The organism is Pseudomonas sp. W2I6 (assembly GCF_030815935.1).
GTDB lineage: Bacteria > Pseudomonadota > Gammaproteobacteria > Pseudomonadales > Pseudomonadaceae > Aquipseudomonas.
Map to the genome: position 1 here is coordinate 4,518,602 of NZ_JAUSXJ010000001.1, position 15,723 is coordinate 4,534,324.

Here is a 15,723-nt window from a genome sequence, read left to right on the forward strand (position 1 = left end):
TTCGGATACACCCTTGTTTGCGGCATACTGGACATCTCTGGAGATATGTACAGCATGCCCGAGCAACTCAATACCCGCGTCGAAGATTGTTTCCTGCAAGCCGAATCCTTTTTCAAACGAAGCTTCAAACGCCCCCAGGTCAGCCTCAAGCTGCGGGGCCAGAAGGCCGGTGTCGCGCATTTGCACGAGAACCTGCTGCGCTTCAACCCGCAGCTGTACCGTGAAAACAGCCAACACTTCCTTAAACAGACAGTCGCCCATGAAGTGGCCCACCTGATTGCCCACCAGTTGTTCGGCGAGCGCATCCAGCCCCATGGCGAGGAATGGCAGTTGATCATGCGTGGGGTTTACGAACTGCCGCCGGACCGCTGCCACACCTATGAAATCCAGCGGCGGCGCGTCACGCGGTATATCTACCGCTGTCCGTGTGCCGACAGTGACTTCCCGTTTTCGCCCCAGCGTCACGGGTTGGTGGGCCAGGGGCGGCGGTATTTGTGCCGCAGGTGTCGGCAGACTTTGGTGTTTACCGGGGAAACCCGGGTGGAGTGAGGGCCTCATCGCAGGCAAGCCAGCTCCCACAGTTGAAATGCATTCCCCTGTGGGAGCTGGCTTGCCTGCGATAGCGTCAGCCCAGGCGCTACTGAACTACCTTGGCACGCCGCAGATCATCTATCTGCTGAGCACTGAAGCCCAACTCCACCAACACTTCATCGCTGTGGGCGCCCAATGCCGCCCCGATATGCCTGGCCGCCGGCAAGCCCTCGGAAAACTTCAGCGGGCAGGCCATTTGCGCCTGGCTGGAACCATCGCCCCGCGGCACCTGGCTGACCAGCTCCCGGGCTTTCAACTGCGGGTGTTCAACGGCCTCGCTCAGATTCAGCACCGGCTCGACACACGCATCAATCCCGGCAAACAGCTCACACAGCTCATCAAAGCTGCGTTTCTCGAACTCGACCTGCAGCGCCAGCTTGAGGGCTTTCTGCTGCTCGGGTTTGGGCGATAGGCCCATTGCCGCCAATTCAGGGCGGCCAAGCGCCGTACACAACTGCTGCATAAACGCCGGCTCCAGACTGCCCACCGACAACCAGCGTCCTTCCCGCGATCGGTAATAGTCATAGAAACTGCCGCCATTGAGCACCTGGTTCTCCCACGCCGGCTCCACGCCGCACGCCAGGTAACCGGCGCCGGCCATGGCATTCAGGCTGAAGGCGCAGTCGGTCATGCTCACGTCCAGGTATTGCCCCACCCCACTGTGCTGCCGGGCAATCACCGCCGCCAGCAAACCGATCACCGCATGCAACGAGCCGCCCCCCACATCCGCCAACTGCACACCCAAGGGCAACGGCCCGCTGTCCTGGCGCCCGGTGTAGCTGGCAATGCCTGCCAGGGCCAGATAATTGATGTCATGGCCGGCGCGATCCTTGTAGGGGCCGGTCTGGCCGTAGCCGGTGATGGAGACGTAGATCAGCTTTGGGTTGATCGCCTTCAACGCCTCGTAACCCAGGCCCAGGCGCTCCATGACCCCGGGGCGGAACTGCTCGAGGACGATGTCGTAGTCCGCCACCAGTTGCCGCACGATCGCCACCGCCTCGGCCTGTTTGAGGTCCAGGGCCAGGCTGCGTTTGTTGCGGTTCAGATAGGCATGGCTGGCCGACACCCCCTGGTCATGGGGCGGCAGTACTCGCAGCAGGTCCATCCGTGTGGGGGATTCGATGCGCAACACCTCGGCGCCCATGTCGGCCAGCAGCAACGAGGCGAACGGCCCCGGCAGCAAGGTGGAGAAATCCAGTACTTTGAGGGACGCCAAGGGACCTGACATGCGGACTCCGATTCCGATTCGATTGGCCACAGAGTAGGCAAACCCGGCGGTCGGCGGCAATCACATAAACCATCATCCGAAGTGACTGATGCTTCCCGAAGGCATAAAAAAACCCATCCGAAGATGGGTTTTTCACAAACGCTGCAGCCTTACTTGACGGCGGTTGGAGCCGGGCCTTCGGCCACGCCCAGGTCGTCTTCTTCACGGGTGTCGGAGATACCGCGACCACCGGAAGCCAGTTCGACTTTCAGCTTGTCTTCGTCCAGTTCCTTGACCCACTTGGCCACAACCAGGGTTGCAACAGCGTTGCCAACCAGGTTGGTCAGTGCGCGGGCTTCGGACATGAAGCGGTCGATACCCAGGATCAGCGCCAGGCCGGCAACCGGCAGGTGGCCAACAGCCGACAGGGTAGCGGCCAGTACGATGAAGCCACTACCGGTCACGCCAGCAGCGCCCTTGGACGACAGCAGCAGTACCAGCAACAGGGTGATCTGGTGGGTGATGTCCATGTGGGTGTCAGTCGCCTGGGCGATGAACACGGCAGCCATGGTCAGGTAGATCGAAGTACCGTCCAGGTTGAAGGAGTAGCCAGTCGGGATAACCAGGCCGACTACCGACTTCTTGGCGCCCAGGCGTTCCATCTTGATCAGCATGCGTGGCAGTGCGGATTCGGACGAGGAAGTACCCAGTACGATCAGCAGTTCTTCACGGATGTAGCGGATCAGTTTCAGGACGCTGAAGCCGTGTGCGCGGCAGATGGCGCCCAATACCAGCACCACGAACAGGATGCAGGTGATGTAGAAGCAGATCATCAGCTGACCGAGCTGCACCAGCGAACCTACGCCGTAGGCACCGATGGTGAACGCCATGGCGCCCAGGGCACCGAGTGGCGCGAGCTTCATGATCATGTTGATGATGTTGAACATTACGTGGGCGAAACGATCGATGAAGTCCAGCACCGGCTTGCCGTAGGCACCCAGGCGGTGCAGGGCGAAACCGAAGATCACCGAGAACATCAGCACTTGCAGGATGTCACCGGTAGCGAACGCGCCAACGATGGTGTTCGGGATCACGTTCAGCAGGAAGCCAACGATGCTCTGGTCGGCACCGGCAGTCACGTAGGCCGCGACTTTGGAGGCGTCCAGGGTAGCCACGTCGATATGCATGCCGGCGCCCGGTTGCACGACGTTGACCACGACCAGGCCGATCAGCAGGGCGATGGTGGAGACGATTTCGAAGTACAGCAGCGCGTAGCCGCCGGTCTTGCCGACCGATTTCATGCTTTGCATGCCAGCGATGCCGCTGACAACGGTGCAGAAGATGATCGGGGCGATGACCATTTTGATCAGCTTGATGAAGCCGTCACCCAGTGGCTTGAGGGCCACGCCGGTCTGCGGGTAGAAGTGACCGAGCAAAATACCGATAACGATTGCAACGATCACCTGGAAATACAGGGATTTGTACAGTGGCTGACGAGTCGTCATTGCAAAGTTCCTCAATCGTCCCGTGTGGCAAATATCCGCCATTGCCCACGACACTTGAATTGCGAACCCTCCTGCACTGGAGGGATTTGTTGTTTGAGAGCCTGCTCGAAGCGGTCTCCCTGCGCTCTGTATCGCAAGCGTCGTGCCACTTCTGCTGAAACTCCCTGAAGGCCTTTAGACATCAGCGCTCGGGCGATTTCCAGCTTAAGGTTATGCCTACAGACAGTGGCGGATTTCCGCCTGCTCGCCTGATCTCGTCCTACAATTTGGCGGATATCCGCCTTGTTGCACCCGCCCGGGGTGGCTAACATCCGCCACTCAATGGACGAGGCCCCTCATGCGTGAACGAACCATCGCCAGTCACTACGCCCGAGCCGCCCTCGGCGGTGCTCGCCGGGCCGGCTACGATTATTCGGGCCTGCTGCAGCAGGTCGGCATCACTGCGGAACTGCTGAGCGAGCCCCGCGCCCGCATCGCCCCCGAGCAATTCACCCAGTTGTTGCAAATGCTGTGGCTGGCGCTGGATGACGAATACCTGGGCTTCGCCGAAGGCCCGAGCAAGCGCGGCACCTTCGCCATGATGTGCCACGCGCTGATTCACTGCCGCACCCTGGAGAAGGCTCTGGAACGCGGCTTATTATTTTATAGCCTATTCCCGCAGGGTCCGCGCTGGCGTCTGACACGTGAAGGAGAAATGGCCCGCCTGAGCCTGGACGATTCGCAGCTCTGGGACCCGGATCACTTCCTCAGCGAATGCCTGCTGGTGATCTGGCACCGCCTCGGCAGTTGGCTGATTGGCCAGCGCATCCGCCTGCACCAGGCCACCTTCAGCTACCCGACGCCGCCCCACGCCGGTGAGTACGACTTGCTGTTCCCCTGCCCGCAGGTATTCGCAGCGCCCACCAGCAGCCTGGTGTTCCCCAGCCGCTACCTGAGCCTGCCGTTGTTGCAGGACGAGCGCACCCTCAAGCATTTCCTCGAACGCTCCCCGGCCGACCTGCTGTCGCGGCCGGATGAAGGCGACAGCCTGAGCAGCCAGTTGCGCCGCCTATTGAGCCGCGACCGCACGCCCTGGCCCGACCTCGAAGCCGTCGCCCAGCACCTGCATATCAGCCCGCAGACCCTGCGTCGGCATTTGCGGGAGGAAGGCACCAGCTTTCAGGCGCTCAAGGATGAGTTGCGCCGGGACATTGCGATCTATCATTTGGGGCGGGCGGATTTGTCGTTGCAGGAAATCGCCGAGCAGCTGGGGTTTTCCGAACCGTCGGCGTTTCATCGGGCGTTCAAGAAGTGGACCGGGTTGACGCCGGGGGCCTATAGAGCACAAGAAACCTAGGTGTGTATTGATGCGACTGGCCTCTTCGCGAGCAAGCCCGCTCCCACATTTGACCGAGTTCCACCTTGGGAGTGCCATCGAATGTGGGAGCGGGCTTGCTCGCGAAGAGGCCGGCACAGCCAATAAAGATCAAACAGCCGGGAAGTGAATCTTGAACGCAGCCCCACCCAGCGGTGAATCCCCAAGGGTCAGCCGGGCGCCATAGCTTTCAATGATGTCCTTGACCACCGCCAGGCCAATCCCCTGCCCCGGATGCTGGCGGTCGAGCCGCTCGCCCCGCTGCAGGATGCGCGCACGCTGGTCCGGCGGCACGCCGGGGCCATCGTCTTCGATGCACAACTCGGTGCCCTCCAGGCTTTCCTGCAAGGTGATGCGCACTTCGCTCAGGCACAGGCGATAGGCGTTCTCCAGCAGGTTGCCGAGCAGTTCCAGCAAGGCGCCCTTCTCGATCGGCACGTCGCATTCGTCCGGCAATTCAAAGGCGACCTTCACGCCCTTATCGCGATAAACCTTGTCCAGCGTGTCGCACAGGCTTTGCAGCACCGGCTCCAGCCGCACCTGGTGGCGCACCAGGCCGCTTTTACGCAGGCTGGCGCGCTGCAATTGGTAGCTGATCTGCTGGCTCATGCGTTCGATCTGCGATTGCAGTACCCAGGCCTGGTCCCGATCTTCAGGGCGCTGGGCCATGTCTTCACTCACGCCTTGCAACACCGCCAACGGGGTTTTCAGGCTGTGGGCCAGGTCATCCAGGGAATCGCGGTAACGGGTGCGTTGCTCCCGCTCGCTGTGGAGCAACCGGTTCAGGGAACCGGTCAGGCGCAGCAGCTCGCGCGGGTGTTGCTCGCTGAGGCTTTCCCGGGTACCGCCTTCGATTTCATCCAGTTCCTGGCTCAGCCGGCGCAGCGCCTGCAGGCCCCAGGTCAGGCCCAGCCACAACAGGGTCAGCAGCACCAGCAAGGCGGCGCCGAAGCCCAGGTAGAGGTTTTCCCGCAGGCCTTCGAGGGTCAGTTGGTATTCACGCACCGGTTGCAGGGCGACGATACTGAACGCCGCGCTCTTGCCGCCCAGCAGCTTGACCTCGACGTCATAGACAAAAAATTCCTGGCCGTTGGCCTCGCGGATCCGCGCAAACTCGTTGCCGCGCCCGTCATAGCGCGGCTTGTAGTTGATGTTCTCTTCCTGGGTCGCGCGCGACCGCCAGACCAGATGGCCTTCGCGGTCATAGATGTAGCCCAGCAGGCGGCTGTCGGTGAGGTTGAAACGCTCGTCCGGCAGCTGCGCGGGCATCAGCAGGCGATTGTTTTCAACCCGGGCAGCCGAAATCAGCGTCGTGACATCCGACGCCAGGCGCTGCTCGATGGAGTCCTGCAGGGCCAGGCTGAAGGCGCCCTGCATGGCCGGCAACAAGGCCAGCATAAACAGCACGGCCAGGATGGTGGCCGCGAGCATCAAACGTACACGTAGCGAGCGAATCAACGGCAGCGCTCATTGAACAGGTAGCCCAGGCCACGCACGGTGTCGATCGGCTTGAAACCCGCCGGGCCTTCCAGCTTGCGGCGCAGGCGGCCCACCAGCACTTCGATCACGTTCGGATCACGCTCGTCGTCATCGGGGTAGAGCTGTTCCATCAGGCGGTCCTTGGCGACCACTTGCTGGTGATGCCGCATCAGGTATTCGAGGATGCGGTATTCGTAGGCGGTCAGCGCCAGTGGCTGTTCGTCGAGGGACGCCTGCTTGCGATTGAGGTCCAGCAGCAACGGCCCGGCGACGATGGTGGATTGGGTGAAACCGCTGGAGCGGCGCAACAGTGCGTTCATCCGCGCTTCCAGCTCTTCGAACTGGAACGGCTTGACCACGTAGTCGTCGGCACCTGCTGCCAGGCCTTCAACCTTGTCCTGCCAGTTGCCACGGGCGGTCAGGATCAGGATCGGGAAGGTCTTGGCCTGGGCGCGCAATTGGCGGATCAGGTCCAGGCCGCCCATGCCGGGCAGGCCCAAATCAATGATCGCCAGGTCGTGGTTGAATTGCCCGGTCTGGTACAGCGCCTCTTCGGCATTGGCGACGGCCTCGACCACGTGACCGCTGTCGGTAAGGCGGGTCAACAGGTGATGGCGCAGCAACGCCTCATCTTCGACAACCAGCAATTTCATAAAGCTCTCCAAGGCAAATCAACTTTCCAACTGGGGTATATCATAGCGGCCCTGCAGGTCTTGCTGGCGCAATTTACTGCCGTTGAAGTGACCTGACAGGTTTTCATTGCCCACGCGATAGTCTGACTGCGGGGTGTGCTGGCCCAGGGACTGGCCCCATGGAGCCGCCTGTTCACCGGCATCCTCGAAGCTCACCCGCTGGAGAAGGCTGTAGGGCTTTTTGCTCTTCTCCTTGGAGAAACCCGCGAAACTCGAATCAGAGGCCTGGACGCCAGCGGTGGCGCTGAGCATGGTTAAGGCCAACATCAGCTTCTTGATCGCAGTCATGGTGCTACCTCATACGCTTGGGCTTTGGGTACGGGGCCAGACTACGCAGACGCCCCTGAACTCCCCCTGAACACTCTCTGAACCTGGGCTGAACCGAGGCCGGCTACTGTGTAAAGAGTTATTTACGTATCCCCGGCCGCAGGCTATCCAGCGGCCCTGCAACTCGGCAAAATACTCGGCATGAATTCCCTACCCGCCTGCTGCACCCCACTTGACGCCCATTGGCCGTTGCCCGATGCCTTGCCCGGCACGGTCTTGCTGAGCACCCGTTTTGACCCGGCCCTGCTGGCCATCGGCGATTTCCAGCGCAGCGCCGTGCCGCCACCCGCGAGCATCCAGCGTTCGGTGGCCAAGCGGCAGGCGGAGTTCCTGGCCGGTCGCCTGTGCGCCCGCGCGGCCCTGCAACAGCTGGACGGGCTGGATTGCGTACCGGCGATCGGCGAGGACCGCGCGCCGGTCTGGCCCGCGCACATCAGCGGTTCGATCACCCACAGCACCGGCCATGCAGCGGCCATCGTCGCCCACAAGTCACAGTGGCGCGGGCTGGGGATGGACCTGGAGAACCTGCTGCCCCTGGAGCGGGCGGAACGCCTGGCCGGGGAAATTCTCACTCCGGATGAAATGCTGCGCATGGCCGCCGGGCCGCGGGAACAGGTTGCGCAACTGGTGACGCTGACGTTTTCGGCGAAAGAGAGCCTGTTCAAGGCGCTCTACCCGATCGTGCAGAAGCGCTTTTATTTTGAGCATGCCGAGTTGCTGGAGTGGTCGGATACCGGCCATGCGCGGCTGCGGTTGCTGACGGACCTGTCCGCAGAGTGGTGCCATGGCAAGGAACTGGAGGCGCAGTTTGCGGTGGATGGCGGGCAGTTGTTGAGCCTGGTGGCCGTCCAGGCCTAGACCTTCTCCTGATCCCGTGGCCAACTCAGGCTGAAACATGCGCCACCCAAATTGTTGCTCTTGCTGATCAACGCCCGGCCGCCGTGCCAATAGATGATCCGCCGCACAATGGATAACCCCAGGCCGTGCCCACCCGACGCGCGGGTCCGGCTGTCATCCAGGCGAAGGAACGGCGTGAAAATCCGCTCCCAGGCACTTTCCGGTACGCCCGGTCCGTCGTCTTCCACGTCGATGCGGCAACGCACCTGGCCCACCTGGTAACTGATCAGCACCTGCCCCTGGGCGTGGCGCATGGCGTTGCTCACCAGGTTTTGCAGGGCACGGTGCAGGTAACGCGGCTCGGCCTCCACCCATGCATCGTCCCAATGCGCCGAGGACAGGCAGATGCCCCGCGCCACGTTGATTTCCGGGCGCAGCGGTGACAGTTCATCAATCACCTGATCCAGCAACGCATTGAGGTCGACCCGCTGGAAATTCAGTGCCGGCGCCCCCTGTTCCAGCCGCGCGTAGGTGAGCATTTCGTCCACCAGGCCATCGAGGTCCTGGATGTCGCTGTCCATGCCCTCCATATACTTGCGCCGCGCTTCAGGCGTGGCCGCGTCGCCGATCATCTCCAGGCCGAACCGCAGGCGCGCCACCGGGGTGCGCAGTTCGTGGGACACCGCCCGCACCAGTTCGCGCTGAATTGCCAACAGGCGTTGCAGGTGCTCGGCCATGCCATTGAACGCTGCCGCCAGGCGCCCCACCGAATCGGCGCCGCGGGCCGGCACCCGCACTTCCAGGCTGCCTTTGGCGATGCGCGTGGCGGCGGCTTCCAGGCCACTCAAGCGCCGCTCCAGCTGGCGCACCAATAAATAGACGATCAAGCCGATCAAGGTCAGGCTGATCAGCGCAATCAGGATCAGCCATTGCGCCGGGTACGGATTCATCTGATACAGCGGGCCGATTTCCAGGACCCACGGCGTGCCGACCATGCCGGCAAATACCCGGATCGAATCCCCGCCCTTGCCCAGAGCCATCACGGTATCGCCTTCGGACACGCGGCGGCGCTGGTCTTCGTCCATATCAGCCTGATTGAGCATCACCAGGTGCATCTCAAAACCAAAGCCCTTGGCTTCCTTCAGGTCTGCGAGTTTCTGCGGTTGCTCCGCCACCGGGAAACGCACCAGCTCATCGGCCAGCAGGTAAATCGTCGCGCGGGCCAGTTGTTCGCTGATTTGCTGCACTTCACCGGTCAGCAACAGTTGCTCCTGGTCACTGACCAAGCGCAGCACCCTGGCCGCGTGAGGCCCGGTTTGCTCCACCAACACCTGGCCGCGTTGCAGACGGCTACGCTGGGTCAGGTCCAGGTGCGCCTCCACCACGGTCTGCAATTGCAGCGGGATACCCAGCAAGCGCTCCCACACTGCCAGGGCGCGGCGGCGCTCGATGGCACTCATGGGTTGCAGGTTGTCGCCCATCAGCGCGAAGGTGCCGTGGGCCAGGCGCTCGCGGTACTGGCCGCTGCGCACTTCATTGAGCAGGTGCAAGGCCAGTACGCCGAGCAACGCCACCAGAATCAGCGCCGCGCACATGCCGCCGTAGATGCGCAGGAAGATTGAGTTCACGGCGTCAGGTCAGCCGCAGCTTCGGGGACGAACAGGTAGCCTTTGCTGCGAATGGTCTTGATCAGGCGTGGGTGGATCGGGTCGTCGCCGATTTTCGGGCGGATGCGCGAGATGCGCACGTCGATGGAGCGGTCCTGGCCGTCATAGCCAATACCGCGCAAGGCGGTGAAGATTTCTTCCCGGGACAGGATCCGCCCGGCATTCGCCACCAGCAACCACAGCAGGTCGAATTCGGCGCTGGTCAGTTCGATGCCGCCCTCATGCAGCCAGGCTTCACGCAGGGCGTTGTCCACCACCAGCGGGCCGAATTGCAGGCGCCGCTGTTTTTCGGGGAGTGCCGGCTCGACGCTTTCGCTGCGCCGCAGCAGGGCCTGGATGCGTGCCAGCAACAGGCGAGGACGCACGGGTTTGCACACGTAATCGTCGGCGCCCATGTCCAGGCCCAGCACCTGGTCCATGTCGTCGGTGCGCGCGGTGAGCATCAGGATCACCCCGTCGTAGCGCTCGCGCACCTTGCGGCAAATGCTCAGGCCGTCTTCACCGGGCAACATCAGGTCGAGGATCACCAGGTCCGGCTGCTCGGCGATGATCCGCGCCGCCGCGAGGGCGCCATTGCCTTCTACCGACACCCGCAAGCCGTTGCTCTCCAGGTAGTCACGGGTCAACTCGGCCAGTCGCTCGTCGTCCTCGACAATCAATACCTGCCAGGCTTCTTGCTCCATGCGTTACCTCGGTTCTAATTATTGTAGGGGCGGGTTTGCCCGAGAAAACTCGAGGGCGCCGCGTTTATTCAGGTTTCCAGCGTCATCGTTGACGTCCTTCGCGGGCAAGCCCGCTCCTACAGTTGTCATGTAGGCGAGGCATAAACTGTATGGATAACCGCCGATTGTAGCAACGGGCCGGCCCTCTGCCACAAGCGCGCAAATGCGTTCGGACATCGTGTTTTTTTGTGATAGGGTTCGCGCCCGCAAAAATCCAACCGGTTGTTTTTACCTCGGAATATTCGGTGACAAACGGCGCAATGCAGCAGCACTGCGGCCTACACGGCCATTCCACGTTTCATACACATTTTACCCACAGCGTTATCCACAGGTAGTCCGTTGCTAAGCCCCCCAAAACGCATTATCTTGTAGGTCGTCGCCAAAAAAACCCTACATGTAGGGTTTTCAGCGAAAAGACCAAACACAAATCAGACAAGAAACTCAAGCTCTTTCTTGCTCCTGTTTGGTGAACTTAAGCCTTTTTCAGAAGACCAAACCGCGCACGCGGATGGCAGCCGTTTTCTGCCCCGATCAGGCGAAAACGGTACGGGTGTTGCAGTACGAAACTGTCACCCACCAGGAATACGGTAAAGAGCCCCAAGGCTTGTAACCGAAGACTTCGGCATGGAAGCGGCGCGAACAGCTCCCTTCCTCCTGTCCCGAAGTTGTTATGCCAGGCCCCTGGCCTGTTGTAAGTGCTTCAGGACGGAACGGTGGGCACCGTGATGGTGCCCAAATAAATATAGAATGTGGAGACAACCCCCCATGCAAACCGACACAACTCGCGAGAACCCGCAGGGCTCCGTGCCGCAGGCCGCTGATTCGAACCTGGATCTGTCCGCCACCGCGCCCGGCCAATTGCGCGTGATCAAGCGTAACGGCACTGTCGTTCCTTACACCGATGACAAAATCACCGTCGCGATCACCAAAGCGTTTCTTGCAGTTGAAGGCGGCACCGCTGCTGCCTCGTCGCGCATCCACGACACCGTTGCCCGCCTGACCGAACAGGTCACCGCAACCTTCAAGCGTCGCATGCCATCGGGCGGCACCATTCACATCGAAGAAATCCAGGACCAGGTCGAACTGGCCCTGATGCGTGCCGGCGAGCAGAAAGTCGCCCGCGACTACGTGATCTACCGTGACTCGCGCGCCAAGGAACGTGCCGTACGTTCCCCGGCCGAAGAAGCTGCCGTACAAGCTCACCCGTCGATCCGCATCACCCTGGCCGACGGTACGTTTGCACCGCTGGACCTGGGCCGCCTGAACACCATCATCACCGAGGCCTGCGAAGGCCTGGAAGAAGTCGATGGCGACCTGATCCAGCGCGAAACCCTGAAGAACCTGTACGACGGCGTGGCCCTGACCGACGTCAACACCGCACTGGTGATGACCGCCCGTACCCTGGTCGAGCGTGAGCCGAACTACTCGTTCGTCACCGCGCGCCTGCTGATGGACACCCTGCGTGCCGAAGGCCTGGGCTTCCTGAAAGTCGCCGACAGCGCCACCCACCACGAGATGGCCGACCTGTACGCCAAGGCCCTGCCGGCCTACATCGCCAAGGGTATCGAATTCGAATTGCTGAACCCGATCCTGGCCACCTTCGACCTGGAAAAACTCGGCAAGGCGATCAACCACGAGCGCGACCAGCAGTTCACTTACCTGGGCCTGCAAACCCTGTACGACCGTTACTTCATCCACAAGGACGGGATCCGCTTCGAACTGCCGCAAGTGTTCTTCATGCGCGTGGCCATGGGCCTGGCGATCGAAGAGAAGCAGAAAGAAGACCGTGCCATCGAGTTCTACAACCTGTTGTCGTCCTTCGACTACATGTCGTCGACCCCGACCCTGTTCAACGCCGGCACCCTGCGTCCACAGCTGTCCAGCTGCTACCTGACCACCGTGCCGGATGACCTGTCGGGCATCTACCACGCGATCCACGACAACGCCATGCTGTCCAAATTCGCCGGCGGCCTGGGTAACGACTGGACCCCGGTGCGTGCACTGGGTTCGTACATCAAGGGCACCAACGGCAAGTCCCAGGGCGTTGTACCGTTCCTCAAAGTAGTGAACGACACCGCCGTAGCCGTGAACCAGGGTGGCAAGCGCAAGGGCGCTGTATGTGCCTACCTGGAAACCTGGCACATGGACATCGAAGAGTTCATCGAGCTGCGCAAGAACACCGGTGATGACCGTCGTCGTACCCACGACATGAACACCGCCAACTGGATCCCTGACCTGTTCATGAAGCGCGTCTTCGATGACGGCAAGTGGACCCTGTTCTCGCCATCCGAAGTACCGGACCTGCACGACCTGACCGGCAAGGCTTTCGAAGAGCGCTACGAGTACTACGAAGCCCTCACCGAATACCCGGGCAAGGTCAAGCTGTTCAAGACCATCCAGGCCAAAGACCTGTGGCGCAAAATGCTCTCCATGCTGTTTGAAACCGGCCACCCATGGCTGACCTTCAAAGACCCGTGCAACCTGCGCAGCCCGCAGCAGCACGTGGGCGTGGTCCACAGCTCGAACCTGTGCACCGAGATCACCTTGAACACCAACAAGGACGAGATCGCCGTTTGCAACCTGGGCTCGATCAACCTGCCGAACCACATCGTCAACGGCAAGCTGGACACCGCCAAGCTGGAACGCACCGTGAACACCGCCGTTCGCATGCTCGATAACGTTATCGACATCAACTACTACTCGGTACCCCAGGCGCAGAACTCCAACTTCAAGCACCGTCCGGTCGGCCTGGGCATCATGGGCTTCCAGGACGCGCTGTACCTGCAGCACATTCCCTACGGTTCGGACGCTGCAGTCGAGTTCGCCGACAAGTCCATGGAAGCGGTCAGCTACTACGCGATCCAGGCTTCCTGCGACCTGGCCGACGAGCGTGGCGCCTACGAGACGTTCCAGGGTTCGCTGTGGTCCAAAGGCATCCTGCCGCTGGATTCGCAACAGATCCTGATCGAGCAACGTGGCCAGAAGTACATCGACGTTGACCTGAACGAATCCCTGGACTGGGCGCCGGTACGTGCCCGTGTGCAGAAAGGCATTCGTAACTCCAACATCATGGCCATCGCACCGACCGCCACCATCGCCAACATCACTGGCGTGTCGCAGTCGATCGAACCGACCTACCAGAACCTGTATGTGAAATCGAACCTGTCGGGCGAATTCACCGTGATCAACCCGTACCTGGTTCGCGACCTGAAAGCCCGCGGCCTGTGGGACTCGGTCATGATCAACGACCTGAAGTACTACGACGGTTCGGTGCAGCAGATCGAGCGCATCCCGCAAGAACTCAAAGAGCTCTACGCGACTGCCTTCGAAGTGGACACCAAGTGGATCGTCGACGCCGCCAGCCGTCGCCAGAAGTGGATCGACCAGGCTCAGTCGCTGAACCTGTACATCGCCGGCGCATCGGGCAAGAAGCTCGACGTGACCTACCGCATGGCCTGGTACCGTGGCCTGAAAACCACTTACTACCTCCGTGCCCTGGCTGCCACCAGCACCGAGAAGTCGACCATCAACACCGGCAAGCTGAACGCTGTTTCCAGCGGCGGCAACCACGGTGATGATTCGGTTCTCGCCGCACCTGCCGGCCCGGCGCCAGTGCCTAAAGCCTGCGCGATCGACGAGCCGGATTGCGAAGCTTGCCAATAAGCTGAGCACACCCTGGGTCTAACCACCCAAGGTTGAAAAACCCCCGATAGGCCTACGGCGTATCGGGGGTTTTCTTTTGCCTGGAACAACACCGTCGCGATTCGCGCAGGTATTTCACCTCCTTGAAAACATCGGTGGGCTTCTGGCCGACGTGCATCATGGCGATTTTTATCGCTGAAACAGTGATGCAGTTGCCGCCAGGGCCCTGACTGATCCGCTCCAGATATCGCCCGGCTGGCCTTGTACCGTTCCGACAGCCGTGTATCCGCCTGTGACGCCCCCCAAAAAAAAGCCCCTCACGCGAGGGGCTTTTCGGTAAAGCGAGTTAAAGCGACAACATCAGGTCATCTGAATGATGGTCTGCATGATGGTGCTTTGGGTGGAGATGGTCTTGGCGTTCGCCTGATAGTTGCTCTGGGCCTTGATCAGGTCCACCAGCTCGTTGGTCAGGTTGACGTTGGAGTTCTCCAGGGAGTTGGCCACGATCGACCCCAGGGTACCGACTTGCGGGGTGTCAAAACCTGGCTGGCCCGACGCGAAGGTTTCTTTCCAGGTGGTGCCGCCGGCTGGCTGCAGGCCCTGCTCGTTGTTGAAGCTGGCCAGGGAGATCTGGCCGATGGCCTTGCTCTGCTGGTTGCTGAACGTGGCGAACAGTACGCCGCTGCCGTCGATTTTCAGCCCGGTGATTTGCCCGGTGGCATAGCCATCGGTGGTCGGCGGGTTGCGGTAGGTGGCGGAGTTGTACTGGGTGATGTTCCCCATGTTGACGGCCACGCCGTCTGCGTTGGCGGCCGCACCGTTAGGCGTCCAGACACCATTGACCAGGCCGCCCGGCTTCCAGTCGGAAATGGTCAGGGTGGTATTGGAAGCGGTGGCTGGCGGGGTAACGATCCCGGTCAGCTTGCCGGAGGTGTCAAACGACAGCGTCGAGGCGACTGGCGCTTTCACGTCAGTACCGGTGCCGCTGATCGGCGAGCCGTCAGGGTTGCGCCCATCGATCAGGGTGTAGGACTTCCAGGTGTTGGAGTCGGTCTTCACCAGGTACTGCACCATCGGATGCGCGTTGCCCTGCGTATCGTACAGCGTGGTGGAATATTGAGTGGTGAAGCTGTCCGATTTGGTCGGATCAAACGGGTGCGCCGTCTGGTCGATCGCCGTCTCGGAGGAGTTCAGGTTACTGGTGGAATCCACCTTGCTCGAAGCCTTCGGTGGCAGGTACGACAGGTTGAGCTGCAGGTCGGTCAAGCCGCCCTTCTGGATGTTGCCATCGGCATCCGCTGCGTAGCCTTGCAGGCGCGAGGTGCCGGTGTTGTTGGTGATGTAGCCGTCCTTGTCGGCCCGGAACGCACCGTTGCGGGTGTATTCCAGCGAACCGTCGCTGCCCTTCTGCACGAAGAAGCCGCCGCCCTGGATCGCCATGTCGAGCGTGCCGCCGCTGTTGTTGACGTCACCCTGGGTGAACTGCTGGGACACGGCCGCCAGGTTCACGCCATTGCCGATGCTGTTCTGGCCGGTACCCAGCTTGGAAGCCGCGTAGATATCCGCGAATTCCGCACGGGACGACTTGAAGCCGGTGGTCGCGACGTTGGCGATGTTGTTGCCCGTCACGTCCAGTTGTTTGTTGGCCGCATAGAGGCCGCTAAGGCCGATGTTAAAAGACATTGTTCTCTCCTTTTGCC

Annotated in this window: 12 protein-coding genes; 4 read left to right on the plus strand and 8 right to left on the minus strand. The window is 61.4% G+C overall.

The features are described 5' to 3' along the window. Nucleotides 1-54: 54 nt before the first annotated feature. Nucleotides 55-549: a SprT family zinc-dependent metalloprotease gene (locus QF039_RS20735; protein ID WP_004371405.1), complete on the plus strand. Its 495-nt coding sequence runs from the start codon at nt 55-57 to the stop codon at nt 547-549. 88 nt (nt 550-637) lie between these two features. Here the strand turns inward: QF039_RS20735 and QF039_RS20740 are convergent, their stop codons facing one another. Both QF039_RS20740 and QF039_RS20745 read right to left on the minus strand, forming a co-directional pair. Beyond that, nucleotides 638-1,819: a CaiB/BaiF CoA-transferase family protein gene (locus tag QF039_RS20740; protein ID WP_307520428.1), complete on the minus strand. Its 1,182-nt coding sequence runs from the start codon at nt 1,817-1,819 to the stop codon at nt 638-640. Between the two features lie 149 nt (nt 1,820-1,968). Beyond that, the gene (locus QF039_RS20745; RefSeq protein ID WP_008435307.1) at nt 1,969-3,303 is read right to left on the minus strand and encodes a dicarboxylate/amino acid:cation symporter; all 1,335 of its coding nucleotides are present in this window, start codon (nt 3,301-3,303) and stop codon (nt 1,969-1,971) included. A gap of 337 nt (nt 3,304-3,640) precedes the next feature. On the opposite strand from QF039_RS20745, the gene QF039_RS20750 reads away from it, so the two are divergent. Continuing rightward, the gene (locus QF039_RS20750) at nt 3,641-4,639 is read left to right on the plus strand and encodes an AraC family transcriptional regulator (RefSeq protein ID WP_003214223.1); all 999 of its coding nucleotides are present in this window, start codon (nt 3,641-3,643) and stop codon (nt 4,637-4,639) included. A 129-nt stretch (nt 4,640-4,768) separates the two neighbouring features. On the opposite strand, the gene QF039_RS20755 is transcribed toward QF039_RS20750, so the two are convergent. The 3 genes from QF039_RS20755 to QF039_RS20765 are packed head-to-tail and all read right to left on the minus strand — an operon-like array spanning nt 4,769 to nt 7,116. Next, nucleotides 4,769-6,115, minus strand: a complete 1,347-nt coding sequence (locus tag QF039_RS20755) for an ATP-binding protein (protein WP_023659245.1) — start codon at nt 6,113-6,115, stop codon at nt 4,769-4,771. Further along, nucleotides 6,112-6,789: a response regulator transcription factor gene (locus QF039_RS20760; RefSeq protein ID WP_003214228.1), complete on the minus strand. Its 678-nt coding sequence runs from the start codon at nt 6,787-6,789 to the stop codon at nt 6,112-6,114. Before QF039_RS20760 ends, QF039_RS20755 begins: the two co-directional genes overlap by 4 nt. Nucleotides 6,790-6,807: 18 nt before the next feature. Continuing rightward, a complete protein-coding gene (locus tag QF039_RS20765; RefSeq protein WP_003214230.1) occupies nt 6,808-7,116 on the minus strand; it encodes a hypothetical protein in 309 nt (102 codons plus the stop codon). A gap of 180 nt (nt 7,117-7,296) precedes the next feature. Here QF039_RS20765 and QF039_RS20770 point away from each other — a divergent pair, with 180 nt between their 5' ends. Continuing rightward, complete coding sequence (locus tag QF039_RS20770; protein ID WP_008435301.1) at nt 7,297-8,013, plus strand: 4'-phosphopantetheinyl transferase; 717 nt, start codon at nt 7,297-7,299, stop codon at nt 8,011-8,013. Here QF039_RS20770 and QF039_RS20775 read toward each other — a convergent pair. Beyond that, a complete protein-coding gene (locus QF039_RS20775; RefSeq protein WP_307520435.1) occupies nt 8,010-9,620 on the minus strand; it encodes an ATP-binding protein in 1,611 nt (536 codons plus the stop codon). The genes QF039_RS20770 and QF039_RS20775 overlap by 4 nt on opposite strands. Next, the gene (locus QF039_RS20780; protein ID WP_008435295.1) at nt 9,617-10,342 is read right to left on the minus strand and encodes a response regulator; all 726 of its coding nucleotides are present in this window, start codon (nt 10,340-10,342) and stop codon (nt 9,617-9,619) included. Before QF039_RS20780 ends, QF039_RS20775 begins: the two co-directional genes overlap by 4 nt. Nucleotides 10,343-11,146: 804 nt before the next feature. Between QF039_RS20780 and QF039_RS20785 the strand changes: the two genes are divergently transcribed. Further along, nucleotides 11,147-14,044, plus strand: coding sequence for a ribonucleoside-diphosphate reductase subunit alpha (locus tag QF039_RS20785; protein WP_008435294.1), 2,898 nt, complete (start codon nt 11,147-11,149; stop codon nt 14,042-14,044). Between the two features lie 339 nt (nt 14,045-14,383). Here the strand turns inward: QF039_RS20785 and flgE are convergent, their stop codons facing one another. Beyond that, on the minus strand, nt 14,384-15,706 hold the full coding sequence (gene flgE, locus QF039_RS20790; protein ID WP_003214240.1) for a flagellar hook protein FlgE: 1,323 nt from the start codon (nt 15,704-15,706) through the stop codon (nt 14,384-14,386). Nucleotides 15,707-15,723 lie beyond the last annotated feature (17 nt).